This is a genomic window from Micromonospora sp. KLBMP9576, from assembly GCF_050941805.1.
Taxonomy (GTDB): Bacteria; Actinomycetota; Actinomycetes; order Mycobacteriales; family Micromonosporaceae; genus Micromonospora.
The window spans coordinates 648,775-674,763 of the sequence record NZ_CP194567.1 but is presented as its reverse complement, the minus strand read 5'-3'; the positions used below and the strand labels follow the sequence as shown (position 1 = coordinate 674,763).

General features: G+C 71.7%; 21 protein-coding genes and 4 pseudogenes. 10 read left to right on the top strand and 15 right to left on the bottom strand.

From position 1 onward, the window contains the following. The first annotated feature begins 234 nt into the window (after nucleotides 1-234). Nucleotides 235-1,416 (top strand): phthiocerol/phthiodiolone dimycocerosyl transferase family protein, encoded by a 1,182-nt coding sequence (locus tag ACQ452_RS03150; RefSeq protein ID WP_433389521.1) that lies wholly within the window; start codon nucleotides 235-237, stop codon nucleotides 1,414-1,416. A 314-nt stretch (nucleotides 1,417-1,730) separates the two neighbouring features. After that, complete coding sequence (locus tag ACQ452_RS03145; protein ID WP_433389520.1) at nucleotides 1,731-2,429, top strand: hypothetical protein; 699 nt, start codon at nucleotides 1,731-1,733, stop codon at nucleotides 2,427-2,429. A gap of 214 nt (nucleotides 2,430-2,643) precedes the next feature. Here ACQ452_RS03145 and ACQ452_RS03140 read toward each other — a convergent pair whose 3' ends face one another. The 3 genes from ACQ452_RS03140 to cspE form a co-directional block, all read right to left on the bottom strand. Further along, the gene (locus ACQ452_RS03140) at nucleotides 2,644-3,213 is read right to left on the bottom strand and encodes a nucleotidyltransferase family protein (RefSeq protein WP_433389519.1); all 570 of its coding nucleotides are present in this window, start codon (nucleotides 3,211-3,213) and stop codon (nucleotides 2,644-2,646) included. A 105-nt stretch (nucleotides 3,214-3,318) separates the two neighbouring features. Continuing rightward, nucleotides 3,319-3,885 carry a kinase gene (locus tag ACQ452_RS03135; RefSeq protein ID WP_433389518.1) on the bottom strand — a complete coding sequence of 189 codons (567 nt, stop codon included), beginning with the start codon at nucleotides 3,883-3,885 and terminating at the stop codon, nucleotides 3,319-3,321. Nucleotides 3,886-4,313: 428 nt separating this feature from the next. Then, nucleotides 4,314-4,517, bottom strand: coding sequence for a transcription antiterminator/RNA stability regulator CspE (gene cspE / locus ACQ452_RS03130; protein WP_013283833.1), 204 nt, complete (start codon nucleotides 4,515-4,517; stop codon nucleotides 4,314-4,316). 395 nt (nucleotides 4,518-4,912) lie between these two features. On the opposite strand from cspE, the pseudogene ACQ452_RS03125 reads away from it, so the two are divergent. Beyond that, a pseudogene (locus ACQ452_RS03125) lies at nucleotides 4,913-5,189 on the top strand (MerR family transcriptional regulator); the annotation flags it as partial. Between the two features lie 111 nt (nucleotides 5,190-5,300). Here ACQ452_RS03125 and ACQ452_RS03120 read toward each other — a convergent pair. After that, a complete protein-coding gene (locus ACQ452_RS03120) occupies nucleotides 5,301-6,566 on the bottom strand; it encodes a PP2C family protein-serine/threonine phosphatase (protein WP_433389517.1) in 1,266 nt (421 codons plus the stop codon). Nucleotides 6,567-6,762: 196 nt separating this feature from the next. Between ACQ452_RS03120 and ACQ452_RS03115 the strand changes: the two are divergent. After that, a pseudogene (locus ACQ452_RS03115) lies at nucleotides 6,763-6,918 on the top strand (IS481 family transposase); the annotation flags it as partial. 162 nt (nucleotides 6,919-7,080) lie between these two features. Here the strand turns inward: ACQ452_RS03115 and ACQ452_RS03110 are convergent. Next, nucleotides 7,081-8,007, bottom strand: coding sequence for a tetratricopeptide repeat protein (locus tag ACQ452_RS03110; RefSeq protein ID WP_433389516.1), 927 nt, complete (start codon nucleotides 8,005-8,007; stop codon nucleotides 7,081-7,083). A 299-nt stretch (nucleotides 8,008-8,306) separates the two neighbouring features. On the opposite strand from ACQ452_RS03110, the gene ACQ452_RS03105 reads away from it, so the two are divergent. Then, nucleotides 8,307-9,287, top strand: a complete 981-nt coding sequence (locus tag ACQ452_RS03105) for an AraC family transcriptional regulator (RefSeq protein WP_433389515.1) — start codon at nucleotides 8,307-8,309, stop codon at nucleotides 9,285-9,287. A 76-nt stretch (nucleotides 9,288-9,363) separates the two neighbouring features. On the opposite strand, the gene ACQ452_RS03100 is transcribed toward ACQ452_RS03105, so the two are convergent. From ACQ452_RS03100 to ACQ452_RS03090, 3 genes are all read right to left on the bottom strand, one after another. Next, nucleotides 9,364-10,038, bottom strand: a complete 675-nt coding sequence (locus ACQ452_RS03100) for a DUF6766 family protein (RefSeq protein WP_433389514.1) — start codon at nucleotides 10,036-10,038, stop codon at nucleotides 9,364-9,366. A gap of 83 nt (nucleotides 10,039-10,121) precedes the next feature. Further along, complete coding sequence (locus tag ACQ452_RS03095) at nucleotides 10,122-10,526, bottom strand: hypothetical protein (RefSeq protein WP_433389513.1); 405 nt, start codon at nucleotides 10,524-10,526, stop codon at nucleotides 10,122-10,124. Continuing rightward, nucleotides 10,523-10,942 (bottom strand): STAS domain-containing protein, encoded by a 420-nt coding sequence (locus ACQ452_RS03090; RefSeq protein WP_433389512.1) that lies wholly within the window; start codon nucleotides 10,940-10,942, stop codon nucleotides 10,523-10,525. The genes ACQ452_RS03095 and ACQ452_RS03090 overlap by 4 nt, the downstream gene beginning before the upstream one ends. 297 nt (nucleotides 10,943-11,239) lie before the next feature. Here ACQ452_RS03090 and ACQ452_RS03085 point away from each other — a divergent pair, with 297 nt between their 5' ends. Continuing rightward, nucleotides 11,240-13,033: a thiamine pyrophosphate-requiring protein gene (locus ACQ452_RS03085; protein WP_433389511.1), complete on the top strand. Its 1,794-nt coding sequence runs from the start codon at nucleotides 11,240-11,242 to the stop codon at nucleotides 13,031-13,033. 87 nt (nucleotides 13,034-13,120) lie between these two features. Here the strand turns inward: ACQ452_RS03085 and ACQ452_RS03080 are convergent. Then, nucleotides 13,121-13,435, bottom strand: a pseudogene (locus tag ACQ452_RS03080) (DUF1264 domain-containing protein); the annotation flags it as partial. Between the two features lie 86 nt (nucleotides 13,436-13,521). Further along, nucleotides 13,522-13,719: a hypothetical protein gene (locus ACQ452_RS03075; protein WP_433389510.1), complete on the bottom strand. Its 198-nt coding sequence runs from the start codon at nucleotides 13,717-13,719 to the stop codon at nucleotides 13,522-13,524. Nucleotides 13,720-13,830: 111 nt separating this feature from the next. On the opposite strand from ACQ452_RS03075, the pseudogene ACQ452_RS03070 reads away from it, so the two are divergent. Continuing rightward, nucleotides 13,831-15,128: pseudogene (locus ACQ452_RS03070) on the top strand (NAD(P)/FAD-dependent oxidoreductase). A 328-nt stretch (nucleotides 15,129-15,456) separates the two neighbouring features. On the opposite strand, the gene ACQ452_RS03065 reads toward ACQ452_RS03070, so the two are convergent. Beyond that, complete coding sequence (locus tag ACQ452_RS03065; protein WP_433389509.1) at nucleotides 15,457-16,218, bottom strand: SDR family NAD(P)-dependent oxidoreductase; 762 nt, start codon at nucleotides 16,216-16,218, stop codon at nucleotides 15,457-15,459. Between the two features lie 799 nt (nucleotides 16,219-17,017). Between ACQ452_RS03065 and ACQ452_RS03060 the strand changes: the two genes are divergently transcribed. Beyond that, nucleotides 17,018-17,581: a response regulator transcription factor gene (locus tag ACQ452_RS03060; protein WP_433389508.1), complete on the top strand. Its 564-nt coding sequence runs from the start codon at nucleotides 17,018-17,020 to the stop codon at nucleotides 17,579-17,581. Between the two features lie 21 nt (nucleotides 17,582-17,602). Here the strand turns inward: ACQ452_RS03060 and ACQ452_RS03055 are convergent, their stop codons facing one another. Further along, a complete protein-coding gene (locus ACQ452_RS03055) occupies nucleotides 17,603-19,372 on the bottom strand; it encodes a non-ribosomal peptide synthetase (protein ID WP_433389507.1) in 1,770 nt (589 codons plus the stop codon). Nucleotides 19,373-19,400: 28 nt separating this feature from the next. Beyond that, nucleotides 19,401-20,132: a thioesterase II family protein gene (locus ACQ452_RS03050; RefSeq protein ID WP_433389506.1), complete on the bottom strand. Its 732-nt coding sequence runs from the start codon at nucleotides 20,130-20,132 to the stop codon at nucleotides 19,401-19,403. A 118-nt stretch (nucleotides 20,133-20,250) separates the two neighbouring features. Between ACQ452_RS03050 and ACQ452_RS03045 the strand changes: the two genes are divergently transcribed. Next, entirely contained in the window at nucleotides 20,251-21,480 is a 1,230-nt protein-coding gene (locus ACQ452_RS03045) for a cytochrome P450 (RefSeq protein ID WP_433389505.1), read from the top strand. A 9-nt stretch (nucleotides 21,481-21,489) separates the two neighbouring features. On the opposite strand, the gene ACQ452_RS03040 is transcribed toward ACQ452_RS03045, so the two are convergent. Beyond that, nucleotides 21,490-23,271, bottom strand: a complete 1,782-nt coding sequence (locus tag ACQ452_RS03040) for a non-ribosomal peptide synthetase (protein WP_433389504.1) — start codon at nucleotides 23,269-23,271, stop codon at nucleotides 21,490-21,492. Nucleotides 23,272-23,290: 19 nt separating this feature from the next. Beyond that, nucleotides 23,291-24,916 carry a PhpK family radical SAM P-methyltransferase gene (locus ACQ452_RS03035; protein ID WP_433389503.1) on the bottom strand — a complete coding sequence of 542 codons (1,626 nt, stop codon included), beginning with the start codon at nucleotides 24,914-24,916 and terminating at the stop codon, nucleotides 23,291-23,293. A 175-nt stretch (nucleotides 24,917-25,091) separates the two neighbouring features. On the opposite strand from ACQ452_RS03035, the gene ACQ452_RS03030 reads away from it, so the two are divergent. Further along, nucleotides 25,092-25,949 (top strand): AfsR/SARP family transcriptional regulator, encoded by an 858-nt coding sequence (locus ACQ452_RS03030; protein ID WP_433389502.1) that lies wholly within the window; start codon nucleotides 25,092-25,094, stop codon nucleotides 25,947-25,949. The last annotated feature ends 40 nt before the right edge of the window (nucleotides 25,950-25,989 follow it).

Here is a 25,989-nt window from a genome sequence, read left to right as displayed (position 1 = left end):
CCGGCCTCCGAGACGAGGATCACGCGGACGCCGGCTTGAGTATGCCGCTACGGCCGGGTGTCTCATCCAAGGCGCAACTTGTAGGACAAATCGATTCCGGGGTGTTCCGTCGCCCTGTCGGACGCCGTCCCGCGCGACCGCACCGGGGCCGAGCACTCTGAGCACTGAAGCGGCCCAACCGATCGACATATCGACGCAGAGGACAACATGCCCCACTCCCAAGGACATCCGGTCGTGCGCCCGCTGGGGGCGTTCGAGCACATCATCGACCTCTACATCAGCCGCAACCCCGTACAGTTCTCACTCGTCATCGAACTCGTCTCGGTCGTCTCGGCGCAGCAGCTGGAACGCGCGCTCGCGCACCTGCAGCAGACGCACCCGCTGCTCGCCGTCGCCATCGACCGCAACGGCGACCGCCCGGCCTTCCACGAGTCGACCGAACCCATCCCGGTCCGACAGGTCCGCGGGGACGACTGGCGCGAAGCGGCGGCGCAGGAGCAGACGCGTCCCGTCGATGCCGACGGGAGCCCGCTGGCGCGCGCGACGCTCGTAAGCGACGAATCCGGTGATCGGGGAAGGGTCGTCCTCCTGACGTTCTCCCACCAGATCACCGACGGACGCGGCGCGCTCCGCGCGGCACACGACCTCCTCGCGATCCTCGACGGGCAGACGCTTTCGGCCCGACCGGCACCCGTCGACCAGGAGAGCCTGCTCGCGGGCCTACCCCAGGCGGAACGGCCGGCCGATCAAGCCCCGGTTCCTTCTCCGGAGCCGGCGGTGGCCACGATACGTCCGTTCGACGCCACCGCACCCCACATCGAGATCGCCGAACTCGACCGGGCGACGACCGAACACCTTCGCTCCACCGCCCGTGCCCACGGGTCGACCGTCCAGGCTGCGCTCTGCGCCGCCGCCGCCCAGGCACTCTCCGCGCTCACCGGGGGCGAGAGCATCCGCATCAACGTTCCCATCGACCTCCGCTCTGCGCTGGGTCTCGAGGACGACGTCGTGAACCGCTTCACAGCGACGACCGTGGTGCTGCAGGCACCTGCGCAGAGCACGCTGTGGTCGCTTGCGCAGGACGCGACGGCGCAACTGCGAGCAGCACGGGACGGCGCCCGCGACGCGGCCCTGATGCTGGCTTCGCTCAAACCCGCCGATGCCGCGGTGGCAGAGGCGGCGATGCTCGCGGCCACCACCGCCGACCTGGAGATCACCAATCTGGGGACGTCCGAGCCCGGCACGTCGTCCGCGGTCGCGATCTGGGGACCGACGATGACGACGCAGGTCCGCGGCGAACGGATTCTCGGCGTCGTCACGCACGCCGGGTCACTCCGAATGGTATTGACGACGCACAGCGATACGACGGGTCTTCCCGCTGACATTGCCAGCCGCCTCACGCGCCTGCGAGGTTGAGGATCCGAGGAGCAGGCCCTGCCGCAGTCGTAACGGGCGCGCGCCGGCCGGGCCGATGGCTGCGGCCGAGTGCGGAGCCCTGGCGTGCGGCGTGGGATACCAGTCCAGGCAGCTCTGAACCGACGGTGGCGCGCCGTCCTGGGCCCGGCCCCTCGGTGACGGGTCGTTACGCCGATGCGTGGGGCGCATCAGAGCTCAGGCCGCTCGGCCCGGTGCTGCCGGTCGTGCCGGCCTCGACGGACATGCGGAGCGTGTCGGTCTCGAAACCGAGTCGCGGGGCGTTGGTCGGGAGTGCGCGCTCGGCGAACAGGCCGTTGACGACGGTAGTGATGCGGTGGTCGAAGACGGGAGATGCTCGGATGGCATTCAAAGGATTGCGCAACGGTCTCGCGGCACGGCGCGTGCGCCCGGGCAATGGTGAGCCGCTGCCGCGCTTCCGCTGGTGGCAGCTGCTGAGCAGGTCCGTGCGCACGCTGACACTTCGCGCACCGGACGGCACCACGTCCACCTACGCGGTCGACGTCCGCCAGTTGGGCGATCGCGACGACGGAGCGGTACGCGCGCGGCTCTACCTCGACGGTGCGCTCCATTCGCTCTCCACGATGCCGGCCCGCTTCCCCGTGCCGGGCGGTCACATCGAGGTCGCCGTCAACGTCTACGGACTGGGCCGCTGCCACTACGTGCGGGCCGACGGCACCGAATCACAGTTGACACCCCATCCCGCTTCCGCCGAGGGTCGACGCGCCCACCTTGACCGCACCCGCCCGAGATTGAGCCGCTTCGTCGGCGTCGTCTCGACACTGCTCGTGCTCATCGGGATCTGCGTGGTCCTGCCACAACTCGTCGAGACGATCTCGCACGTTCCGCCGGTGGCGGATTCCCTGGGCACGTTCGACCTTCCCGTGCGCGTCCCGCACGTGGTGAACCTCGCCGCCGGTGTCGCAGCGGTCGCGGGTAGCGCCGAGCGTGCACTGCGACTGCGTTCGAACTGGCTCGACGCTCTCGCGAGTTGACCACGAGGAGGGACGCCATGACGAACGCCCCCGGGCGTAGCTTCTGCGAGCCGACGAGCCCGCACGTCCGCACCGCCCCTGAGCTACGAGGGCGCGAGGGCCTGGAGCACACACCGCGCACATCGCGATGTGCCGCCCGCTCCACCGACCGGGGAGTCGCCGGCCGACAGGAGCGCGCCTGAGCGGCGTCCCGCCACGGGCTTCGAACGTCGGCTCAGGTCACGACGCGGACGCCGGCCCAGCGTTCGGTGGGGCGGTGGCGGGCGAGTCGCTGCCGGGAGATCTCCGGGCTGACCCTGCCCGGGTTGCACCGCCAGACGCCGTCGAGCAGGTCATCGAGGCCGTGCGGCGCGCACACCCTGATCTGGTCGTGCGCGTCGAGGCGGACCGCCACCGCGGTGGCGTACTCGGGCCAGGTGCCGACCGCCTCGGCGATGGTGCGCAACGGGGCCACCGGGCCGCCACCGAACTTCGCCGGATACCAGGTGTGCACGGCGGCCTGGTTCTTCGCCTCCCACAGCGGCTCCGGCCAGGCCGCGACCAGCCGCCGCGTGGCCCGGTCGTCGTTGTCGCGGCTCAGGTCCGCCGCATCGAGGAAGACGACATCGACGTCACGCACCGATGACGGGTCGAAGCCGTCGCCGTACCGCACGCCCCAGACCAGGTCCCGGACGGCGCCCGCACCGATCCAGGCGTCCGGCAGGCCGGAGTCCCGGACGACGCCCAGCGCCCGCACCAGCCACGGGCTGCGCCGGACCAGGCCCCGTAGTTCGTCCTCCCGCATGTGCCCACCATAGGCCCACCCGCCGGCGCGGCGGCGCCTCGTCGTTTGCGGGTCACCGTGCACCGGGTGCGTCTCCGGAGCCCGGGTGACGGATGCGTCGGGAGGTTAGGGCGTGCCGGTAGGCAGGTCGTCATTACGCCCGGTCAGGGGCAGCGCGGCGCTGGTGGCGATGCGGAGGATGGCCTCCTCCATCGACGTGACCTCGGGCAGGACGACTTCGTCGTCGTAGCCGAGGACGTCGTCAGGGGCGTACCAGTCACGCATGTTGTCCGCCGTGAACTCCGTCGCCTGCGGGCGCGTCCCGTGCCGACGCAGGGTCTCGGGCAGGGACACGTCGAGGTAGACGAACAGCGTCCGGCCGCGGTGGGCGTCGCGGAGTGACGTGAGCATCTGCCGGTACCGGGCGGTGTGCATGATCCCTTCGAGGATCACGTGGTAGCCGTGGTCGAGGGCGATGCGGACCGTCTGTTCGATGAGGGCGGGTGCGAGCCCGCCGGGCTTGTCCCGTTCCCGCAGGAGGACGCGTCGTAGGTAGTCCTGCTCGACGAGGGCGCAGCCGCGGCCGTGCCGCAGACGCAACTGTCGGGCGATGCTGCTCTTGCCTGCCCCGGAGCTTCCGCGGATGCAGATCAGGATCGTGTCAGGCTGGCCGGTAGGGATCACATCGTTCATGACGGCGGCCCTCCCAAGCGGTGATGGCCGGTCAGCGTCCAGGATCGCGTCGGATTCCGCAATCGCAGGCGTAGTGTCGCTGTTGCGAGACAGCTCATCGGACGGCTCTTCGGCTTCGTCGAGGCGTCGAGTCCGACTATGGTCTGCTCAACCTGGCCGCGACCGCATGTTAGGGGCATGGGTCGATGTTTGCGTCTGTCTCGTCCATGAGCCAGAGGCGTGCCTTGGGCGGCCGGCAGTCGACCTTGACAGACTAGCGCCCGAGCCTGATCGATCCACGGGAAGAACGCGGGGCAGTACTCAGCTGGCTCCACACCGATGGGCCAGCCTCTTGCCGATCAGACGATTTTCGCGATGCCACGGTAAGCGCGTGAGACGCCGAACGGCGGCCCGCTGAACCAGTCGGGCCGCCGTTCACAGAATGTGGATCAGAGCGGGCGGATGTTCTCCGCCTGAGGGCCCTTCTGGCCCTGGGTGATGTCGAACTCCACCTTCTGATTCTCGTCGAGGCTGCGGAAGCCGCTCGCCGAGATCGCCGAGAAGTGGGCGAAGACGTCGGCGCCGCCGTCGTCCGGGCTGATGAAGCCGAAGCCCTTGTCGGCGTTGAACCACTTCACGGTGCCTGTAGTCATGTCTGCTCCTTCGCAGGCTGTCAGAGACCGCACTGTGCGGACCCTTACGCCGCCGCGTTGATCACCCGCGTCGAAACGACACGAAAAACGAAAGGCGCCTGGATGGGTTTCAGATGCCCCATCAGGCGCCAGAAAACGTCTACGGAAATCAAAACTGCAACTCGGTTACCGTAGCACATGATCCGTCATCGATCCCATCGCGGTGAGTGGATCTGGCCACTGAGCTTGCTTCCCTCCGGAGGCCCACCCGGATCCACGCCGCGCTCGGCGACCCGGTGCCTGGGGATCGTGGACGCGCTCACCCTGGATGGTGTTTCAGACCCGTACCCCTGGGTTCCGACGCATGAGCGCCGGGGCCTCGACGTGGAGGTGACATAGGCCAAGATGGCGATGACATGTTCGGCGGCGAGGATTTCCCGCCTACACGATCGGTCGGGCCGCGGAGATCGTCGGTACCAGCAGGAGTTCCTACGCATGCTGGACGAGGCGAAGCTGATCGATCCATACCGCTCGCCCGGCGGGCACCGCCGTTTCTCCCGCTATCAACCGCGGCTGGCAGCGAGGGCCCGGAACATGGTGGACCAAGGTACGGCGCTGGAGGCCGCATGCCGGATCCTCATTCCCGAGGACCAGCTCGAGGAGGCCCTGCGGCAGAGTCAGCATCGCCAGCGCAAGTCACCGCCTCGCGCTCGTGGTGAGCTGTCGAGAGCCGAGGCGGACCCGCCGCCGTCTCAGGAGAGGACGAGGCCCCTCTCCCCAGCGCGGGTACGCCTCGGTCCGGTCTCACGGGTGGAGAAGGGCGCTCGCCCAGCGGGGATCGGCGCCGGCCCTGGTGGAACGGTCGTCGCCGTGGTCGCCGTGCCAGTCGAGGACGAGCATGCAGGCGTCGTCGGGCAGGGTCGAACCGACGACGTCGAGGATTGCGTCGCCGAGTACGCGGACGACCTCCCTGGGGTGCAAGTCACTGAGGCCCGGCAGCCGCGCGGGCAGGTCGAGGCGGGTCGCGCCGCGTTCCAGCATGCCGTCGGTGAGCAGGACCAGCCGATCACCCGGCCGTAGCGCGACGTCCGTCGTGCGGTAGCTGCCCTGGCGCAGGACACCGAACGGTGGGTCGACCGGTAGGGCGAGGGGTTGGACGTTTCCTTCGCGCACCAGCAGCGGGGTCGGGTGCCCGGCGTTGACCATCGCTAGCACCCCGGTACGTAGATCGAGACGGCCGAGAAGTCCGGTGGCGAAGGTGAACCCGCCTGGCGGGTTCTCGATCAGCGCGGAGTTCGCGGCCTGGGCCTGTTCCAGCAACGTGTGACCCCGGCGGCGGGTGTGGCGCAGGCTCCCGACGCAGAGCGTCGCGGTCAGGGCACTGTCGATGCCGTGGCCCACCGCGTCGGTGATGCTCAGGTGCAGCAGGTTGCGCGCGAGACTGTAGTCGAAGGTATCTCCGCCGATGCTGGCCGCCGGCTCCAGCCACGCCGAGAGGGTGAACGAGCCGGCTTCGCAGGTGAACGAGGAGGGCAGGAGCCGGCGCTGGATCTCCGCGGCCAGACTGAACGGAGTCGTCCGCTGTCCCCACTCGAACAGGTCGGTGTGCCGGCGAGCGGCAATCACCACGAACGCCAGCGCGTGCGCGGCCCGGGAGATCTCGGCCACCGCCGTGGCGTCGGGCGCGAACGGCAGGGAAACCTCCAACAGCCCGATGGCCTCGCCGCGCTGCGTGACGGGAGCCATCACGATGTGCTCGTCTCCGCTCGAACGGACCTGCACGCGCTGGGATCGCAGGGCCTGTTCCTGTGGTCCGCCGTCGAACGGCAACACGGTGGCGACGTCCTCGTCCTGCCGGCGTCGGTCAGGCCGGTCCGCGAAGGGAACGTCGTGGGTCAGCCGGACGAGAGCCCGGCCGCTCATGTCCGCGACGAGGAACGACACCCAATGCGCCCCGACGTCGACGCCGACGCCGCGGGCCACCGCCTCCACCGCGTCGACCGGGGCGGCATCCTCGACGGCGCGCAGCACCCTACCCAGGTCCACGCCGATCCACCGCTTCTCATTCACGCGCCGAAGCATAGGCCCGGCAACCCGACTGGTCGTTGAGCACGGCTTTCCCGGCTCCCACACCGTAGGGGTTCCTGGTGCCGGGAAACGCGGTCATCTGCGGCCGGACCCCCACCCGGCTCCACGACGTCGCACTGCTGGAGCATGACGAAACGCCCACCTTGCTGATCTTCAGCAAGCGATCGCAGCAACGCTGCTCGACCGCGCCCCCGGCGAGCCGATCCGCCGCTACGAGCACGACCGGCCCGGCGCGATGCTGCACGTCGACGTCAAGAAGTACGGCAGCATCCCCGACGGCGGGGGTTGGCGCTACGTCGGCCGAGCCCGGGGCGAGCGCCACCGGCGGGCCACCGGCCGACGCGCCAACGCCCGCAACACCCGCTACGACCCCGCATCGGCACGGACCACTGAGCGTAGGGTGCGGCAGCGTCCAGACTTGTCGCGCCAGCCCTGGCCGCAGTCGGTTGGCCTACCCAGAAAGCGGGGCAGACGTAGGAAGGTATCGCCAACCGATCTAGGTGCCGCGAGCGTAGGCGTAGTCGATGAGCGTCCGGCCGTAGGGTTCGGGCACCTGCGGCGCCAGTTCGGTGAGCGTGTTCAGGTCAGCGACCGATCCCGTCGAGCGGGCGCGGTACGCGGCGGCGGCCGCCCGCACCGTGACGTCGTCCGGCTCGAGTTCCTCGCCGCGAGTGGCCAGCGCAGCGGCCTCGGCGAAGTCGCCTTCCTCGGCGGCCAGATCGGCCAGGTCGAGGTGCAGCGACCAGTTGGCCGGATCGAGGGCCAGGGCGCGCCGGAAGGCCGCTGCCGTCTCGGCACGGTTGCCGATGTGGCGCCAGGTGCCCGCGCGGACGACCTCGGTAAACGGGACACGCCGCACGGCGTCGGCCTGGTCGCACAGGGCGAACGACGCGTCGGTGCGGCCGCACACGCGCAGCAAGATTGCCATGCGGGCCATCGCGTCAGGGTCCGCATGCCGGTCGCAGACCGCCTCGATCGCCTGGAACCACGGGGCCAGGCACTCGCGGACGGCGTCGGTGTCGAGGTCGCGGTCGTAGTCGTTGATGCGCATCGTGGCCTCGGCGACGGCGGCCGGGGTCACGGCACCGAGGAATCGCTCGTCGCCGAACCACGGTGCGGCCGCCCACGGTACGTCCGGCTGGTAGCCGGTGACCGCGCCGAGCGACATCGCGGCCTCGTCCATGTCGCCGTCGACGAAGGACAGGTAGGCGCGGGCCAGCATCGGTCCGATCGTGTTCGCCGCCGCGACGACGGCCGTGACCTCAGCGGGCAGCTCACGCCGCAGGTGCTCCAGCGCCGAGTACGGCTCCGGGTCACGCGGATCGGCGGCGACCGCTCGCGCGATGAAGCTCGTCGCCGCGGCGGGCGAGCCGCCGCAGTGGGCCATCACCTGGGCGAAGGCGAGCGCTCCTGTCGTCGACACGATCGACACTTTAGCGCCGGCCGGCAGCCCGGAGTCCCGAATGTGCTTCTCGGCCCACCCGACTCGTCCCGGCGACCGACGGAGTCGTGAGCGGTTGGCGGCGGGTGCCCCTGCCCGGCTGCTTGACCAAGGGCACCCCCCGGATCACCCCGGCAACGGCCCGAGCGGTGATCTACGTGCTGCATATCCGCAGCCGGGCTGTATCGCCATGGGAGAGGGCGGCGCACTACGCCTGCCGCGAAGGTGATGCGTATCGTGGATAGAACGTGGTCGCCCGGAGTACAGGGCGGAGGGGGGACATGACAGCTGGCACGGTCTACTCGGGCTCGCACTGGCAGCGCTACGCCACCGGCAACGCCGATGAGGCGCACGCCTACATCCGGCGAGCCTTCTTCGACGTCAAGGTGCGGTTCTCCGGCGTAGGCCGCGACGGAGCCGGCCTCTCCACCGTCTCCACCGGGCTCGCCGACATCGGCGTTACCCGCCTGCACTATTCGGCGCGTACCCAGCTGCAGACGGCCCCGGACGGGGACCTGAACATCACGCACATGATGAGCGGCCGCTTCACCATCGCCAGGGACAGGGACGAATACCGGCTACGGCCCGGCGACGTGGCGCTGATGCTGCCGGACCAGCCCGAGGATGCCGACTTCGACGACATCGACGCGTTCATCACCCGCCTTCCCCGCACCCTGCTCGAGGAGGTCGCCCACGCGCGGACCGGCATCAGCGGCGCAAGCCTGCGCTTCGACAGCTCCCGGCCGATCTCGGCGGCGCTCGGCCGTCACTGGACCCAGACCGTCTCCCACCTGACCCGCAGCGTGCTGTCAGATCCAGCTCTCCTGACCAACCCACTGATCATCGGGAACACCCGGCACCTGCTCGCGGCGACGGCCCTGGCCGTGTTCCCCAACACCGCCCACGACCTGGCCCTGGGGGCCGCCGGCGAGGTCACTCCGCGGGCGCTACGCCGAGCCGTGGCCTACGTCGACGACCACGCCGACCAGCCGATCACCGTCGATGAGATCGCCGCCGCGGCCGGTGTGCGTCCCCGAGCCCTGCAACTCGCGTTCCGCCGCCACCGCGGCACGACACCGACTCGGTACGTCCGCCAGGTCCGCCTCGAACGGGCGCACCGCGACCTACAGGCCGCGGACCCCGCCACGGGTGTGACCGTCACCTTGATCGCGAGGCGCTGGGGCTTCACCCACCTCGGACGGTTCAGCACCGACTACCGCGCCGCCTACGGCTGCAGTCCCAGCCACACCCTGCGCACCTGACGCAGCCGCAACGATCCGAGGGTGTTTCCGCGGGTGTGTTGGTCGAAGACGCGCCAGTGCGCGGCCCCGCCGCTACTCAGCCCTCCACTCCCGTGGCGGAGTGCGCGGCGCCGACCGGCTTGGACTGCGAGGACCCGCGCTGCCGGAGATAGATGGCCAGGACCACCATCGACGTCACGGCCAGCAGCTCGGACTGCCAGTTCTGCAGGGTGCGGTTCCAGAAGTCGGGTTGCCGCAGGTACTGACCCCAGGAGACCGGGTCCTGGAGGTTGCCGAGTTGTTCCTCGTTGTAGGCGGCGACCCCGGTGATGGACTGGGCCAGCCAGGACAGTAGGAAGATCGTTCCCATGACGAGGCCCAGCGAGTGCGAGAACAGGGCCTGGCGCGGACCGCCGACGCGGGCCCAGGCCGGGGACGTGTCGGTGGCGTGCGGGCCGACCATCTGGTCGGCGTCCGATTCGCGGCCGGCCTTGTCGAGTTCCTTCGACTCGGGTGAGCCCTTCTGCAGCAGCCAGACGGTGAGGAAGATGTAGAGGAAGAACTGCAGGTACTCCGACTGCCAGTTTTCGGTGACGTCGACGGCGAAGCTCGCCGACGTGACGTACCGGCCGAGCGAGACCGCGGGCAGGCCCTCGCTGAGTTGCCGCTGGTTGAAGTCGGCGTGCCCGGCGAACGCCTGCCCGACCAGCGAGAGGAGGAACAGCAGACCGAAGACCAGGCCGAGGGAGTTTTCGCGCAGGAATCTCTTCACCTGTGCAGCACCCCCAACGCGGTGAAGTAGACGAGGCCGGCGGCCACCACGAGCAGCAGCAGGACGAACTGGAATCGCACGGCTCAACCTCCCTGCAGCACGCAGTCGTAGGGCTTGTCCCCCCGGGCGGTGCAGCCGGCGGCGACCACGCGCCAGCCACCGGGGAAGACGGCGAGAAAGACGGTGTCGCCGCTGAGCCGCACCTGTGCCCGCTGCCCGAACACGTCGGTGGCGACGACCGGGCCGGGTTCGGGCAGGTCCTCGGCGAGGATCGCCTCCGCGCACGGTCTGTCGGCGGACTGTTCCAGCTCCGCGACGGTGTCGGGTGCCAGCAGGGCACAGGCGGCAGTTCCGTCGCGCCCCGCGACGGCGTTCAGCATCTGGGCGGTGACGGCCGCCGCAGCGTCACCCCGGTCGGTGACCGCCCCGCAGCCGGCCATGGCCGTCGCGGCCAGGGCTGCGCCAACCGCCGCACCTGGAAACCTCATGCGACGCTGCTTTCCCCTGTCCGGCGCTCCCCAACCGCGATCGGATCACCGCTTCGCTGCGCCGGCGCTGCCAGGTTGATCCGGGTGCCGGTTGCCGCCAGCAGGTGGGTGACGCACGGGGCGGCATCGCGCAGGATCAGCGCAACCCCGGCACACGCGGCGGCACGTCGCGTACGCAGCAGGGCGCTGATGCCGTGAGCGCTGAAGAAGGTCACCCGGGAGAGATCGAGTATCAACCGTACGGGGCGCCGGGCGATCACGTGTTCGGCCAGCTCGTCGATGAGGTGCGCGCTACTCATGTCGACCTCGCCCCGGACGGTGATGGATGGTTGCGGCCCTTCACCGTGCAGGGCCACCGTCATGATCGGCTTGTCGACCCGGGCATCGTGTCGGGTCGGTCGTTCGAGGATGGACATGGCGCCTCCCGATCTGGTGCATCGGTGAGTCGGATCCTCCCGCGGCGTCGAGGCGCGGGCGGCGGACCTGGGCACATGTCTTGACCCGCAGACCACCCTACCCACGATGACCGCCCTCGACACCGGCCCGGCCGTCGACGTCCTTCGATCCGTTGTCACGAGCGGGCAGTGGCAGGCGACCACCGACGAGCGGCAGTCGGAGAGAGGCGATGAACCCGATCAGATGCCGGCCGTCCGATTCGGCGTGCCGGCTCGGGGTACGGCCCATGCTGTGAGGGGCGAGGCGAGGAGGCGGCGGTGACGGACGTGACGGTGTCGGACCTGGTGGTGTCCCGGCTCGCGGACTGGGGCGTGGACCGGGTCTTCGGCTACTCCGGGGACGGCATCGACGGGGTGATGGGCGCCCTGCGTCGCGCGGGCCGGCCGGAGTTCGTGCAGGCCCGGCACGAGGAGACGGCCGCGTTCATGGCCTGCGGCCACGCGAAGTACACCGGTGGGCTGGGGGTGTGCCTGTCCACCCAGGGGCCGGGTGCGGTGCATCTGCTCAACGGCCTCTACGACGCACGGCTCGACTCCCAGCCGGTGCTCGCGATCGTCGGCCAACAGGTCACGTCGGTGCTGGGCAGCGGCTACCAGCAGGAGATCGACCTGGTGCGCCTCTACGGCGACGTGTGCGCCCAGTTCGTGCAGACCGCGTACACCCCGGAGCAGTTGCCGATGCTGCTCGACCGGGCGATCCGCACGGCCCTGGCCACGCGCAGCCCCACCTGCGTGATCCTGCCGCACGACGTGCAGACCGCCCCGGCCCCCGACCTCGGCGCCCACGAGCACGGGATCATGGTGACCAACCCCGGGCTGCCGGTGCCGGAGTTGCGGCCCCGCGCCGACGACCTGCGGGCCGCCGCGGAGCTGCTCGACGCCGGCCGGCGGGTGGCGGTCCTGGTCGGGCAGGGCGCCCGCGCCGCCGCGCCGGAGGTGGTCGAACTGGCTGAGGCGCTCGGTGCCGGGATCACCGCGTCGCTGCTGGGCAAGCCGGTGCTGGACGAGGCGCTGCCGTTCCACACCGGCGTGATGGGACACCTGGGCAGCACCGCCAGCAGCACGCTGATGAGCGAGTGCGACACGCTGCTGATCGTCGGCAGCAACGACCCCTGGTCGGAGTTCTACCCGGCACCGGGGCAGGCCCGGGCGGTGCAGATCGACATCGACGGCCGGCGCCTGGGCATGCGCTACCCGGTGGAGGTGCCGCTGCTCGGCGACGCCGCCGAGACCATCCGGGCGCTGCTGCCCCTGCTCACACCGAGGTCGGAACGGAGCTGGCGGGAGCGGATCGAGGGCGAGGTGACGCGCTGGCGGGACATCGCCCGGCGACGGGCCACCGCCGAGGCCGAGCCGCTCAACCCGCAGTACGTGCTGCACGCCCTCACCGACCGGCTGCCCGGCGACGCGCAGGTGGCGGTGGACGTCGGATCGGTGACCTACTGGTACGCGCGGCACCTGCGGCTGCCCGTCGGCGTCGACGCACACCTGTCCAGCACCCTGGCCTCCATGGGCTCGGCGATGCCGTACGGCCTTGCCGCGAAACTCGCCACCCCGCACCGCCCGGTGGTCGCCCTCGCCGGCGACGGGGCGATGCAGATGAACGGCCTGGCCGAACTGCTCACCGTCGCCCACCGCTGGCGGGACTGGGCCGACCCGAGGTTCGTGGTGCTGGTGCTGCACAACCGCGACCTGGCGGAGGTGAGCTGGGAGCAGCGGGAGATGGAGGGCGACCCCCGTTTCGTCGACTCCCAGCGCCTGCCCGACGCCCCGTACGCCCGCTGGGCGGAGCTGCTGGGCCTGCACGGCGTGCGGGTCACCAACCCGGCCGAGGTCGACGCCGCCTGGGACCAGGCCCTGTCGGCGGACCGGCCGACCCTGATCGAGGCGATCGTGGACCCGGCGATCCCGCTGCTGCCGCCTGCCCAGCCGTACGAGAAGGTCGCCACCATGTACGCCGCGCTCGGCCGGGAGGACACCGACCTGGGCCGGCGGGCGCTGGCGCACCTGCGCCGGGAACGGGCGACCGAGGGCTTCGACGATCCGCGGTGACGGCGGTCGCGGCCGGAAAAGCCTCATCGCCATCAGCGCCCGCTCGGCCGCCTCGGGCAGCCCCGGTGCGATCAGCGAGCCGCCGAGCACCTCGTGGTCGTGCGGGTGCCAGTATCCACGCTCGGCCTCCGCCAGCGTCCCGTACAACCGTTCCGAGACGATGCACTCGACGCCGATGAGGTTCGCCTCGGCAGTGTTGCCGTCGAACAGCACGCACTGCAGGAAGTCGTCGTTGACCTGGCGACAGTAGTGATGCGCCTCCATCTGCATCGACGGCTCGTCGCTCGCCGGATGGAACCCGACGACGTACGCGGCGAAGCCTTTCAGCGGCGTCGTCTCCTGCAACGCCTTGGACCCGGCCGACAGCCCCTGGTGCCACAGGCTCGTCGACTCTCCCGGCATCCGCGTTTCCGGCCGCCGCCCCGCGTTCGGGTGTCTACCCCTCCCGGGGTGGGCAGGCACAGAAGCGGCACCGACGGCCGCCGCACCTACCCCACGGTGGCGGCGGCGCGGGCGACCAGGTCGGCGAGGATCCCCGTGTCGTCGGCGTCGGCGACGGGGAAGCCCGCACCGGGTTCGCCCTCCCGGTGCATCGTGATGCCCGGGTCGTGGACCTGGTACCCGTCGGCCAGGAACAGGTGCGGGCTGCCCTGCACGTCGTCGCGGTTCCGCTGGTAGTCGCGCATCAGCCTGCCCGGCGGAACCGTACGAGCCCGAGCCGGACGTTTCCCCGGGCATCACTGGGTTACCTCTTGGACGGGACGAGGAACATCAGCCGACCGTTAAGGGGACCCGTCATGGCCCGACCCAGGATCGTCATCGTCGGCGCGGGGTTCGCCGGCTTCTACGCCGCCCGCCGCCTGGCCCGGGTGTCCCGCGGTGCCGCCGACGTGGTGTTGGTGAACCCGACCGACTACTTCCTCTACCTGCCGCTGCTGCCGGAGGTCTCCGGCGGGGTGCTCGACCCGCGTCGGGTCACGGTGCCGCTGGCCGACACCCTGCCGGGGGTGCAGGTGGTGCTCGGTGAGGTCGACGGCATCGACACCGACGCCCGGACGGTGTCCTACCTGGACCCCGAAGGACGCCCCGGTCGGCTGCCCTACCACCGCCTGGTCCTCGCCGCCGGCAGCGTCAACAAGCTCCTGCCGATCCCCGGTGTCGCCGACCACGCCCACGGCTTCCGCGGCATCCCAGAGGCGCTGCACCTGCGGGAACGACTGATCCAGCAGATCGAGATGGCCGACGCCGCCGACGACCCGGCCGAACGGGAGGCGCGCTGCACGTTCGTCGTCGTCGGCGCCGGCTACACCGGCACCGAGGTCGCCGCACAGGGGCAACTGTTCACCGACGAGATCGTCCGCCACCATCCGAGGCTCCACGGGATCCGCCCGCGCTGGCTGCTGCTGGACACCGCCGACCGGGTCCTGCCCGGCCTCGGCGACCGCATGTCCCGGGTGGCCGAGCGGGTGCTGCGCGAACGAGGAATCGAGGTGTGCCTGGGCACTTCCGTCGCCGAAGCCACCGCCGACGGGGTCCACCTCTCCGACGGCCGGGCCGTGCCGTCGCGCACCCTGGTGTGGTGCGTCGGCGTCCGGCCCGATCCGCTCGTCGAGGCGACCGGGCTGCCCACCACCAGGGGGCGGGTCACAGTCGACGAGTACCTGACCGTGCCCGGCCATCCGGAGATCCTCGCCTGCGGCGACGCCGCGGCCGTGCCGGATCCGGCCCGGCCCGGCGAGATCACCCCGATGACCGCCCAGCACGCCGTCCGGCAGGGCCGGCTGGCGGCCGACAACATCGCTGCCTCCTACGGCGTCGGCAGGCGTCGCCGCTACCGGCACCGTGACCTGGGGTTCGTGGTGGACCTGGGCGGGTGGCAGGCCACCGCGAACCCGCTGCACGTGCCGCTGTCGGACCACCGGCCCGCGTCGTGGCCCGCGGCTACCACCTGCTGTCGTTGCCCGCCAACCGCGCCCGTACCGTCGCCGACTGGCTCTTCGCGGCAGTCGGCTCCCGGCCGAGCGTGCAACTCGGCCTCGTGCCGGGTGCCGCCGTGCCACTGGACACCGCCGCCCCGGAACTCATCCACCGCTGATTGCTCCGTTGCCGAAGGCCACCGTCCGAGCCCTGAGCTGCCTGCCCGGCTGCCGCTGACCCGCCAGGCCAACTTCGGGCTCGCGACGGGGTCATCCCGCGATGCCGACCGGAGACCGCGCAGGGGCCCGACGGGGTACGCCGGCGACTCGGCCCGCGTCTGCGCATGAGCCCCGGCAGCAGCGGACCGGATCCGATCCAGGCGCGGTCGCCACGGGAATTCGTGCTTCTCCCGCGGCAGCTCGAGGAGCCGGCTCGCCGCCCGCCCCAACTGGTCGGCCAGCGACATGGTCGACCGTCTCGCCGACGAGGACCCCGGCGGAGATCCGTCATCGACGCCGGGGAGCCGGCGTGCAGAAGACGCTGCCGGTCGGCCCGTCGTCCGGCAGCGTCGCCAGCCACACCGGCGTCTCCGACTCGAACGGGTGGCCAGCGCCGCGACCGCCAGCCGGGACGCGACCGGTCGAGCCCGGGCAGCAGGCGTTCACCAGGATGCCGTGCGGCGCGAGCTCATCGGCGAGTTCCCGGGTCAGCGCGCTGACCGCGCGGCGCGAGACGCGGTGCGCCGGCCCGTCCTGACCACTCGACATGGTGACCACCCGCCCGTAGCGTGCCCGGCGCATCAGCGGCGCGACCGCCTGGGTCAGCAGCCGGACACCCCGCACGTTGGTCTCCAGCGCGGCCCGTACGGCGGAAAGGTCCGTCGCGGTGACGTCCCACCCGCGGGGAACCGATGTGGCCGCGGTGCTGACGAGCACGTCGCAGCGGCCGAGACGCTCCTCCATCCAGGTCGTCAGCCGTTCGACGCTCGCCGGGTCGAGCACGTCGAGTTGGCGCACCGCCACGCGGTCGGCGAGACCGCCCAGCAGGTCGAGGGCGGCCCGCCCGCGCTCCGGCGACCGGCTGCCCATCACCACCCGCATGCCGAGGCCGGCCAGGCGTTCCACCACGCGCAGGCCGAGGCCGCGGCTGCCGCCGCTGACGAGGGCGACCCGGCCGTCGCGCGGTGGCGGGGAGACACGGGCCGGGGGAGGGACGCCGGTGCGCAGCCGCACGACGACCTCGCGGCCGGTCTCTCCCCCGCCGGTCATTCCGCTCCCCTCGCCCGCCGAGGAACGGACGGACAGTCGATGGTCGAGTGCGCTCGCGTCGCCGTCTCGTGGCCCTGCCCTGCGGTGCAGCGACCGGCCCCGCCGCCCGCGCTCCCGATGGGGGTGACCGAGCATCCGTGACGCGTTGCGGATGACGTCCCGGAAGCACCGGACGCATTCCGCAATGAGTATGGACCAACACCGTGCTCGATGGGTTTGCCCTTACTCGCCGGACCCGCGTCGACTCTTCTCACTTTAGCGGGCAGGACGACGTGGCGGTGTAAGGGTTGGGGCCGGCTCTTCTTCGGGAATCGTCACGCCGCCGGCAAAGGATGGCCGCGGCAATGAATCGCGGCAGCCTGCGGGTGCGGCCCCGGGCCAGGACGTCCCGGCGACGAATCGCCTCGGGGGCACGAGAACGGACACCCGCTGGCGAATCCTGCGGGTGAGCGGGCACACACAGCCCGCGACACGGAAGCGGGTGCGGCGGCAGAACACAACCCCTATGACTTCCGCAACCCCGATAACCAGCCCCTACGTGCCCACCGCGGCACCACCCGCCTGACCTGCGGATTCCTTAACCCGGCGCAACTTCGGGGCCGACGCACGTCCCGCGAAGGAGGGACCCGTCTCGGCGACACCGCCGTTGTTAACTTCTCGAAGAACCGTAACTGATCAATTCGTCGCGGTGGTGGCGAGACACTGGAGAGTGCACGTGATTCGGACCGATCTCGTGGTGAGTTCGCCCATCTTCCTGCTCGGTCTCCTCACCATACTTGACAATGCCGGCGTCAGAGTCGTGGCAGTACGCGATTCTGCCGAGGAAGAACCCTCCTGGCTCGCCGACGTCGTCCTGCTCGACGTCGACGCGATGACGCAGGACGAACGCGTCAACGAGATCGGCCGGGCCGCCCGCAGCACCGCCGTACTGGTTCTCACCCACGACGACAAGGACGCCACCGCCTACCTGAGGGCCGGCGCCGCCGGCGTGGTCAGCAAGCGGGAGAGCGCGGAGCGACTCGTGGAGACCATCCGGTCGGTCACCGCCGGCGGCCACGCCTGCTACACCGAGCCCTCGCCCACCCCGGTCGCCGAGCGCCCCGAGGCGCCCGTCCAGCAACTCTCCGAGCGGGAGGAGCAGGTGCTGCGGCAGATCGCCCGCGGGCTGACCCACGGGCAGATCGCCACCCGCCTCGGCATCAGCCCGCACACCGTCGACACGTACGTCAAACGCATCCGGGCGAAGCTCGGCGTGGGCAACAAGGCCGAGCTGACGCGGGCCGCCCTGCTGGGCCACATGCTGCACGACCGTCCGTCCGGGCCGGCCGGCGGCCCACGCGGCCGGGTCGAGCCCGCGGCCTGAGCCGCGGGCCCGCACGGGCCGTCAGGCCGTCGCCGGCCGGCTCCGGTCGATCACCCCGGCCAGGTCCTCCACCACGCTGTTCTCGAACACCGCCTGCGGCGGCAGGCTCGCCCCGAGGTCACGCTGGATCCGCATGCGTCCCCGGGCGGCGAGCAGCGAGTGACCGCCCAGCCCGAAGAAGTCGTCGTGCACGCTGATGCCCTCGACCCGGAGCAACTCCTCCCAGAGCTGCACCAGGTAGTGCTCGGTGTCGGTGCGGGGCGGCTCGAACCGGCGGCGCCGGCCGGCCCGCTCGGCGGCGACGTCCCGCAGTTGCGCCCAGTCCCGCTTGCCGTGCGCGTCCAGGGGCATCGCCTCGAGCACGATGAACTCGGCCGGGACGTACGGCTCGGGCAGGCGCTCGGCCAGGAAGGACCGCAGCTTGGTGGGTGCGAGCCCCTCACCGGCCGGGATGACGAAGGCGACCAGCCGGAGCTCGCCCGCCTCGCCCAGCGAGGTCACCGCGACCTCGCTGACCTCCGGGTGGTCGTAGAGGGCGCGCTCCACCTCGGCCGGCTCGACCCGGTGGCCGGAGATCTTCACCTGGTTGTCGACGCGTCCGAGGTATTCCAGCACCCCGTCGTCGCCGACGCGGACCTTGTCGCCCGTCGCGTACATCCGGCTGCCGTCGCCCGCGAACGGATCGGCGACGAACCGCGCGGCGGTCAGGCCCGGCTGGTCCAGGTAGCCGCGGCCGACACCGGCGCCGCCGACGTAGAGCTCGCCCGTGCGCGCCGGGGACAGGCGGTCGTCGAGCACGTGCAGCCTGGCCGTCGCCACACGACGGCCGATCGGTACGCGGACACAGTCGTCGGGCAGGTCGCGGATCTCGTGACCGGAACAGGCCACAGTGGTCTCGGTCGGGCCGTACAGATTGCGCAGCTCCCCGGCGAAGCCCCCGGCCCGCAACTCCCGGCAGGTCTCGGCGAGCAGCACGTCACCGCCGGAGCACAACACCCGAAGCGACGCGAACGCCTCCCGGTCGTGCCGGGCCAGGTGGTTGAGCGCGATCGCCGGCGCCAGCATCGCCGTGATGCGGCTGCGGCGTAGCTGCCGCATGAGATCGGCGCCGATGAGGTCCGCCATGGCGGGCATCACGACCAGCTGCGCGCCCCCGGCGATGGTGCGCAGCAGCTCGAAGGTGAAGGTGTCGAACGACAGGCTCGACGCCTGCGCCATCCGGTCGCCGGGGCCGACCGCCGGAATCGCCGGGTCGAGCGCGAAGGCGGCCAGCTGGCGGTGTTCGAGCACGACGCCCTTGGGTTCACCGGTCGAGCCGGAGGTGAACAGCACGCAGGCCGCGTCCGCCGGCGCGATCGTGACGGGCGGTGCGGTGGCCGGTTCCGGCAGGTCGCGCCAGTCGAGCGTGGCGACCCGCACCGACAGGTGGGCGAGGCGGGTCTCCCAGCCGGGCTCGGTGAGCACCAGCCGCAGCCGGCCCGCGTTCACCATCTGGTCCCGCCGCCGCTTCGGGTAGCTCGTGTCGAGTGGCACGTACGCCGCGCCCGCCCGGAGCACGCCGAGGATCGTCACCACCGCCCCGACGCCCCGGCGCAGGTGCACACCGATCCGGTCCTCGGCCCGCACCCCCAGGGTGAGCAGCGCGGCGGCCATCGCGTCGACGCGCCCGGAGAGCTCCGCGTAGTCGAGCCGGGTCTGGTCGTCGGCCACCGCCGGCAGCTCCGGGTGGGCGCCGACGGTCCGGGCGAGCAGCTCCGCGAGGGTCGCCGGCGGGGTCGCGGGATCGGTCACAAGAATCCCCTTCTGTGGATCTCGTCAGTCAGAACTCGAAGTCGTCCTCGATGATCCGGCGCACGCCCGGCGGAGCCGCCAGGAACGTGAGTGGATCGCCGGGCAACAGGTAGGTCTGCGTCCTGCCGTACTCCGACCACTGCGCCAGGTCGTCGCCGTCGACGTCGACGTCACCGGCCCAGCCGATCGCGCTGATCGCGACGTCGACCGGCCGGGGTGGCGGGCGGTAGCCGAGGCACATCCCGACGTCGGCGCGCAGCACCCGGGTCGACAGCGACAGGAGTTCGGGCGGCAGGTCGCCGTCGCCGAGGTCGTGCGCGACCCGCTGGAGTTCCCCCGCGATGCGGCGGTCGGACATCCAGGGGTGGTAGAGGCCGTAGAACCCCCGGTACGGCACGAGCGAGGCGGACACGAACAGCCGGCGCGGCGGCGGCGCCCCCGAGTCCTCGGTGCGGGCGGCGAAGGCGTGCGCGAGCAGGGCGCCCATGCAGTGGCCGGCGACCGCGTACGGGCGGTCGAGATAGGGGTCCAGCGCCGCCACGGCCTCGCGCGCGAACCGGTCGAAATCCCGGTAGGGCTCCTCGCGGATGCGGTTCTCCCGGCCGGGTAGCTGCACCGGCTGCACCTCGACGTCACCGATCCGGCTGGGCCAGCGGCGCAGGGACGAGGCGCCGGCCCCGCCGTACGGGAAGACGAACAGCAACGGGCCGTCCCCGGGCGACGGCTCACGCAACAGCCAGTTCGTTGACGGTGGGGACACCTATCCTCCCGAGGTCGCGCCCGTGGCTTGGCGTGACCGTAGGCGGCCGGGGTTAGCCGGCGGTTACGCGTGCGGGGGCGTAACCGGGCGCTAACCGCCGTACGCGAGAGTTGAGGCCGTGCATGTGACCCGGCTGCCCCTCGTCGATCCCGCAGAGCTGGACGCCCTGGACCTGACCGCGCCCGCGGTCCACGCGGAGCGTGACCTCTCGGCCGTGTGGCGGCACCTGCGCTCGGAGCAGCCGCTGTACCGGCATCCCCCGGTCGACGGCGGGCCCCGGTTCTGGGTCGTCAGCCGGCACGCCGACGCGACAGCGGTCTTCCGGGACAACCGCTTCACCTCGACCTCCGGCAACGTGCTGGAGACGTTGCTGGTCGGCAGCGACTCGGCGGCCGGGAAGATGCTCGCGGTGACCGACGGGACGCGGCACACCGAGGTGCGGCGCGTCATCACCGGCGCACTGACCCCGGCGATGCTGAACCGGCTGGCCGCGCACATCCGGTCGCAGATCCGCGATCTCGTCGAGCGGGCGGTGGCGCGTGTCGACGGCGACTTCGGCCGGGACGTCGCGGCCGAGGTCCCCCTCACGACGATCTGCGACATGCTGGCCGTGCCGGACGCGGACCGCCCCTACGTGCACCGGCTCGGCTCGTCGGCGGTCAGCTCGCACGACCCGGAGCACGACAGCCTCGGCGCGTGGACCTCCAAGAACGAGCTGCTCGCCTACTTCCTCGACCTGGTCGAGCAGCGGCGCGCGGCACCCGGCGACGACCTCGTCAGTGTGCTCGCGACCGCGCGGATCAGGGGCCGGCTGCTGAGCACCGACGAGATCGTCTTCAACTGCTACAGCCTGATCCTGGGCGGTGACGAGACGACCCGGCTGGCGATGACGGGCGGCGTCCAGGCGCTGGCCGCCAACCCGCGACAGTGGCGGGCGTTGCGCGCGGGCGAGGTCGGCATCGACAGCGCGGTCGAGGAGGTGCTGCGCTGGACGACGCCGTCGCGGCACCTGGGCCGGCTCGCGGTCGAGCCCGTCGAGCTGGCCGGCGGCCGGATCGAGGCGGGCGACATCGTCACCGTCTGGCTGGCGTCGGCCAACTTCGACGAGCGCGAGTTCGCCGAACCGGACGAGTTCCGCCTGGACCGCACCCCCAACCGGCACCTGACGTTCGCCTACGGGCCGCACTTCTGCGTCGGCGCGCGACTCGCCCGCATCCAGCTTGAGGCGACCTTGACGGCGCTGCGCGACCTGGTGGCCGACATCGAGGTCACGGGCACGCCGCAGCGGGTCTACTCCAACTTCATCGGCGGCACGTTCACGCTCCCCGTCCGCCTGACGGCGGCCTGAGGGGCCGGCTCAGCGCGCCGCCAGCTCGTCCAGGTAGGCGGCGAAGCCGCGCAGCACCGGGTGGCGGAACACCGCGACCATCGGGATCGGCCGGCCGGCCGTGCGTCGCAGCCGCGCCACCAACCGGATCGCGAGCAGCGACTGCCCGCCGAGCGCGAAGAAGTCGTCCTGGGCGCCGACCCGGTCGAGACCGAGCACCTCGCACCACACGGCGGCCACCGCGTGTTCGGTCTCCGTCCGCAACTCGGCGTCCGCGCCGCGGCCGGCCTCGGGGCGGGCCGGCGCGGGCAGGGCGGCGCGGTCGACCTTGCCGTTGGCGGTCAGCGGCAGGCTGGCCAGCGGCACCAGCTCGCACGGCACCATGTACTCCGGCAGCCGGGCTGCCGCCGCACGCCGGACCGCGGCGGCGTCGAAGGCCGTGCCCGCCTCGGTGCGGCAGTACGCGACGAGACCGGCGCCGCCGGGCAGGTCGTCGCGCAGCAGCACCACCGCCTGCGCGACCCCGTCGCAGTGGTCGAGCACCGCCTCGATCTCGCCCAGCTCGATCCGGTATCCGCGCAGCTTCACCTGGTGGTCGAGGCGGCCGAGATACTCCAGCCGCCCGTGCGCCCCGACGCGCGCCCGGTCCCCGGTGCGGTACATCCGGCTCCCGTCGCCGGCGAAGGGGTCGGCCACGAAGCGCTGCGCGGTCAGGGCCGGCCGGCCGAGATAGCCACGGGAGACCCCGCCGCCGGCCACGTACAGCTCGCCCTCGACACCGGCGGGCACCGGGCGCAGCGCCTCGTCGAGCAGGTGCACGCGGGCGCCGGGCAGCGGGCCGCCGAGGTGCGGGCCGCCGGAGTCGACCGGGGTGTACGTCGTGTCGACGGTGCACTCCGTCGGGCCGTACAGGTTGAACGGCTCCAGCGTGCCCTCGTCGCGCAGCCGGACGAGGCGGCTCCACAGCCCGGGCGCGATGGCCTCGCCGCCGATCAGCAGCCGTAGCGGCCGGCCGGCGCGCTCGGGCAGGTGGTCCAGCAGCGCCACCAGGTGCGACGGGGTGATGTCCAGCTCGTCCAGGTGCTCGGACGCGACGAGCGCGGCCAGGGCCTGCGGGTCGACGCGGACCTTCTCGCCGACGAGGACCAGCGTGTCGCCGCGGCACAGTCGCAGCCACTGCTGCACGGAGGCGTCGAACGAGGGGCTGGCGTTCCAGCCGACCCGCGCCGGCACCGGGGCGGCCACCCGCTCCAGCCCGGCCAGCAGCGCGACGAGCGAGGCGTGCGTGACCTGGACGGCCTTGGGCTCACCCGTCGACCCGGAGGTGAAGATCGCGTACGCGGACTGGCCCGGCCGGATCTCCGCGCGCCGCAGGCCGGGCCGCGCCGTACGCGCGCAGGTGTCGACGGTCAGGACGCGGCGGGCGCGGGCGGGCTCCAGGCGGCGGCGGTTGGCGGCGTCGGAGAGCAGCAGCACCGGGGCGGCCTGCTCGCACATCCAGGCCAGCCGGTCCGCCGGCAGCGCCGGATCGAGCGGCAGGTACGCGGCGCCCGCGCGCAGGGTGCCGAGCAGGCCGGCGACCAGGTCGACCCCGCGCGGCAGCAGCAGGCCGACGATCGTCTCCGGGCCGGCGCCGCGACCCGCCAGCCCGGCGGCGATCGCGGCGGTGCGCTCCTCCAGCTCGCGGTAGCTGAGCACGAGCCCGTCGCAGACGAGCGCCGGCCGGTCCGGGTACGCCGCGGCGACCCGCTCGAACGCGTCGGCCACCGAGGCCACGGCCGGCACTGGCTGCGCGGCTGCGATCACCGTCATCGTGTGCTGTCCTCCGCCGTCAGAAGCTGAACCGGGCCGGCGCGACGTCCAGCTCGGCGATCTCGGCGCCGAAGCGCCGCTCCAGCGCCGCCAGGCCGGCCGGGTCCGTGCCGCTGTTGCGGGTGCCGATGATCTGCTGGGTGGTGCGCAGCAGGCGCATCAGCTCGGGCACGGACACCCCCTTGCCCTCCAGGTAGGGCAGCGACCAGAAGTCGAAGTCGTAGAGCGGCAGCCACACCGACTCCGTCACGCGCTCGAACATCTCGTCGGTCAGGGCGGCGGCCTCCCTCGACGACATGCTGAAGTGCGACCAGGTGTACCCCTCGCCCTCGATGCCGAGCAGTTCCTTCTGCTGGTAGACCGGCGAGCGGGGGTTGGCCCACCACGCCTGCGCGCGCCACAGGTCGGGTGCCGTCTCGTTGAGGAAGTCGACGGTGTTGCTCACCGTCTTCTCGGTCTCGCCGGGGAAACCGACGATCATCGAGGCGAACGTGGTGATGCCGCGCTCCTTGAGCCGGGCGATCCCGCTGCGGTACTGGCTGTCCTGCGCGAGCTTGTGCATGTTGGCCAGCACGTCGCTGTCACCGGACTCGATGCCGAGGAAGACGCCGGCGCATCCGCTGCGCGCCGCCAGGTCGAACGACTCCTCGTCGCGCGCGTTCGAGCAGCGGAAGTAGGAGTACCACGACAGGCCGAGGTCCTCCTCGATCATCATCCGGCACAGTTCCTTGAACCGCTTGGGCGGAACGTTGAACGTGTCGTCCACGAAGACCACGTTGCGCACGCCGAGTTCGGCCAGGGCACGCAACTCGCCGCGCACCGTGTCGACCGAGGCCGACGTGAGTGCCCCGGCGCGCGTCGGGTAGTCGCAGAAGCTGCACTTGAAGGCGCAGCTACGCGCCGTACGCACCTGGGCCGTCGTGCCGACGAGGTCGAGGCTGAAGCCGGACCAGTCGATGGAGCACGCGTCCAGGTCGTTGCTCTCCGGCCGGCGCCGGGTGCGGGTCCAGGTCCCCTCCGGGCAGTGGATCAGGTTGTCGACCGCCGAGAGGTCGCCGCCGTCGCGGAGCACCTGGCAGAGCTGGCCCAGGCTGCGCTCGCCCTGTGACTCCTGGATGTAGGAGTCGGCGCCCATCGCGTAGAAGAAGTCCTCCACGGCGGGGGTGAGGCCGGACAGCAGCAGGTTGTCGACCAGGGGGCCGCCGACCACGATGTGGCTCGACGGCGACAGCTCCCGGACCAGCTCGACGATCGGGCCGACCGGCAGGATGTTGACGTAGAACGTGGTGGTGATGGCGACGACGGCCGGCCGCTCGGCCAACAGCGCCTCGAGCCGGGCCCGCTCGCCGCTGAACAGCGAGATCGGCTCGGCCCGCAGGCCGGCGCGGCGCAGGTAGCTCGTCAGGTAGATCGCGGCGAGGTTGAAGACCTCGCCGACGTGGTAGCGATCGGTGCGGCCGGTGCCGCGGTTGCGTAACCGGCTGAAGGCGTCCAGCCACGGCATCGCGCGGTCGTCGACCACCAGGTGCTCGGAGCGCATGATCTGGTACTCGGGCGTGCCTGGGCCCGCCCGCTCACACATGGCCTGGTAGTCGCCGAAGTCGCCCTCGTTGTAGCCGATCACCACGCAGTCGAGACGATTCATAGAGTCGGCCTCCCGGGGCGTGTCACGGCGGAAGCAGAAGCTAGCCCGGCCGGGTTGGTTTCCGGTTACGTGCGAGCCCAGCGGCCCTATCCCTCCTTCCGGTGACATCACCGCCGCACCGGTGTCCCGGTAGGTTCGAGCTGCGAAGAGGAAGGTGCTAGGGACGGCGGCCACTGTGGATGGAACATCGGCGATCTCGGTCCGCACGTTGGGCGCCTTCGAGCTCTGCTTCCACGACCGACCGGTGGAACGGTGGAAGGCCGGCAAGTCCCGCAGCCTGCTCCAGTTCCTGCTGCTGCGGCCGGGCCGGATCGTGCCCCGTGGCGTCCTCTACGAGGCGTTGTGGCCCGACGCGCCCTGGTCGAAGAACTCCAGCTCCCTCAAGGTGGCGGCGCACATGCTGCGCAACGTCCTCGAGGAGAGCCGGCGCGAGTGGGGCGTCGAACCCGGGCTGCGACTGCTGACCCGCGAGTCGGGCTACCTGCTCGAGGCCGACGGGGTGGTGGTCGACTTCGAGGACTTCGTGCGGCTCGCCGACCGGGCACACGTGGCGCAGCTACGCGGCGACCGGGCCGAGGCCGCCGGGCTCTACCGCCAGGCCGTGGGCCTCTACCAGGGTGACTACCTGCCCGACGTCGGCTACGACTGGGCCGGCGTCGAACGGGAGTGGCTGCGCAGCCGCCTGCTGTGCGCGCTGGCGTTCCTGGTCGAGACGGACATCGCAAGCGGCGACCACGTCGGCGTGATCCGGTGGTGCCGGCGCGTCCTGGACGCCGAGCCGCTGCACGAGGAGACGTACCGGGCCCTGATCCTGGTGCACGCGCACCTCGGCCAGCTCAACCAGGCGCAGCGCTGGTACCGCCTCTGCGCCGGGCTCCTGCGCGACCGGTTGCAGACCGGCCCCGACCTGGCCACCCAGCGGCTGTACGCGCGGGCCGTGAGCGGCGAGTTCACCGGCCGGCGGATGGACCCGCGCTCGTGGCAGCACCCGGGCGCGGTCGGCTCGGCGGCCCCGCTGCGTACCCCCGCCTGAGCCGCCGGCCGCACAGCGGCGGCGACTCAGGCGACCGACG

What these genes read in the sequence shown, in the direction of transcription:
- ACQ452_RS03140 (WP_433389519.1), bottom strand. Translation starts at nt 3,213, where the DNA reads ATGCGGGAGGACGAACTACGGGGCCTGGTCCGGCGCAGCCCGTGGCTG.
- ACQ452_RS03135 (WP_433389518.1), bottom strand. Translation starts at nt 3,885, where the DNA reads ATGAACGATGTGATCCCTACCGGCCAGCCTGACACGATCCTGATCTGC.
- cspE (WP_013283833.1), bottom strand. Translation starts at nt 4,517, where the DNA reads ATGACTACAGGCACCGTGAAGTGGTTCAACGCCGACAAGGGCTTCGGC.
- ACQ452_RS03105 (WP_433389515.1), top strand. Translation starts at nt 8,307, where the DNA reads ATGACAGCTGGCACGGTCTACTCGGGCTCGCACTGGCAGCGCTACGCC.
- ACQ452_RS03095 (WP_433389513.1), bottom strand. Translation starts at nt 10,526, where the DNA reads ATGAGGTTTCCAGGTGCGGCGGTTGGCGCAGCCCTGGCCGCGACGGCC.
- ACQ452_RS03090 (WP_433389512.1), bottom strand. Translation starts at nt 10,942, where the DNA reads ATGTCCATCCTCGAACGACCGACCCGACACGATGCCCGGGTCGACAAG.
- ACQ452_RS03075 (WP_433389510.1), bottom strand. Translation starts at nt 13,719, where the DNA reads ATGCGCGACTACCAGCGGAACCGCGACGACGTGCAGGGCAGCCCGCAC.
- ACQ452_RS03065 (WP_433389509.1), bottom strand. Translation starts at nt 16,218, where the DNA reads ATGACCGGCGGGGGAGAGACCGGCCGCGAGGTCGTCGTGCGGCTGCGC.
- ACQ452_RS03040 (WP_433389504.1), bottom strand. Translation starts at nt 23,271, where the DNA reads ATGACGGTGATCGCAGCCGCGCAGCCAGTGCCGGCCGTGGCCTCGGTG.
- ACQ452_RS03035 (WP_433389503.1), bottom strand. Translation starts at nt 24,916, where the DNA reads ATGAATCGTCTCGACTGCGTGGTGATCGGCTACAACGAGGGCGACTTC.